The following is a 2,077-nucleotide window of genomic DNA, read 5'->3' on the forward strand; positions in this document are numbered from 1 at the left end:
TTTCTGGGACAGGGACAGATATGTCTGCATATCGGTCTGTAGGGATGCCAGAGCCGTGCTATTGCCACCCATGGCCGCCTGGTAATCCGTATGCAGATTATCGTTAGCGGCCTTGTACTGATCCTCAACAGACAATGGCGAGGCATCAGACGTATCCAGCCCTTTTGCGTAGGACAGAAGATTGCTGAACACGCTGGAAACCTGCTCGGTGGCCTGATCCTGATATTCTTTCTGCTGCTCTAAAGCCTTTTCCTGATACTCGGTTTGTATCTGAAGGCGCTCGGCAGCCTGTGTCTTTTCAAGATCCGCCAGCTGCTGCTGGTAGGTCACATTGTCCGCATAGTTATCACCCAGAAAGCCCCGCCAGTTTTCCTGCAACTGCTGGATTTCCTGCGCGGCAGATACCTGCTGATTGAGCAGATCTGCGCCTTCCTGATCACCCGTGGCAGACAGATAACGCGCCTGCACGGACTGATCAGATTGCGAAAGCGTGGTCTGCTCATTGGCAATCATGGCAGCAGCAATGGCATTGCCCTTATCAAGCAATGCCTGTGCATCCAGACCGTAGGATGCTGCCGTGTTGGCCGCGTCCTGATATTTCTGCTTCAGATCATCCACCTGCTGCATCAGGCTTTCGGAACCTGTGGCCGTGACATTCAGAAGCCCTGGCATTGTGGTGCCGACAAACTCCTCAATGGCCTCAAACTGACTTTGCAGATCATCCGTGCTCAGCGTCTTTCCATCCAGAGTGGAAAGAGCCTTGGCCATATCCCCTGTGTAACCATTAAAATGATCCACCGTGACATGGCTGGAATCATCAAACTTTGAGACAGACACCTTCATGCTGTCCAAAGTGTCAGCAAGGCTTTTCAGGCTTTCAATGTCCTGCGTGTAATCACTGACACTGTCAAACGATGTTGGCATCAGCTGCTGCAAAGCCATGTTGAACGTGGCATCAGAGCTGCTCAGTTTGATATCAGGCAGAATATCCTCAAGCGAGGTAGAACTGGATTTCTTTCCTTTTTTCTGATGACCAACTTCACCAATCAGGCCGGTATCCGCTGTGACTCCGGTGTATCCCAGAACATTGTTGATACTGTCCAGATCATCCTGAAGGCCGGATGAGACATCATCGCTGGCACGCCGCGTATGGGTATGCGTGATCTCCAGCTGACCATCCACACCGGAAACGCTGTCCCACACAGCATGTTTTTTGGCAAACAGGCTGCCAATCAATCCACCAAGGCCACCCAGAACGGTGCCACCAACCATAGCACCTATAGGGCCAAAGAAAGCAGCGCCCAGCCCTGTGCCAAGTGCCGTGCCAGCCAGAGAACCTATGGTTCCATAAGATCCACCACCTACGCTGGATAACGCACTGCCCAACGTAATGCCGCCTGCAAGCCCTGTGCCGACACTGCCAATCGTGACATTGCTGCCACCGATCTTGGTGCCAATGACCGAAGACAGCCAGGACTGACCACTGGATCCACTGCCTTCCGGAGCAGCAGCCTGTTTTTTCACATTCAGGGCTTCCCATGGGGAATATGCCCAGCCGGATGATGTGATATCGTTCCCTTCACCATATCCGGACAGAATGCTGCTGGAACTGGAAGCGTTGCTGTCTGCTCTAACTTTACCAAACAGATTGCCCAGATCTGCCAGCGTGGTGCGCGTGCCACCATCAATGCTGTTGAGCAGCGGATTGATAAGGGCAAATCGTGCAATCACGCTGGCGATGGAGGCATCCACACCCTGCAACATGCTTTTGAAGGACATGCCGCTGGATGTGCCCTGCATGAAGCCCTGCACCACGCCATCAGAAAGCTGATCCGCCATATCGCTGATGGAGCCGGTGAAATCATCCATCACCTGTTGCTGGTGCTCATACTCGGTAGAAGCCTCAGCAATTTTGGTGCTCAGATCAACATAGTCCTGCGCTTCCTGCGGCAGAATGATGCCGAACTTGCGGTGCTCCTGAATTTCCGCCTGCATGCGGGCCAACGCAACAGAACGCTCATCCGCATTCTGGCCGATACTGGCGGTTTGGGCCTGTATCATGCTCAGGTTATCCTGC

Annotated in this window: 1 pseudogene; it reads right to left on the reverse strand. The window is 53.2% G+C overall.

From position 1 onward, the window contains the following. A pseudogene (locus APA10_RS11740) lies at nucleotides 1–2,077 on the reverse strand (phage tail protein); the annotation flags it as partial.

This window comes from Acetobacter pasteurianus subsp. pasteurianus LMG 1262 = NBRC 106471 (genome assembly GCF_000285275.1).
Lineage (GTDB): Bacteria > Pseudomonadota > Alphaproteobacteria > Acetobacterales > Acetobacteraceae > Acetobacter > Acetobacter pasteurianus.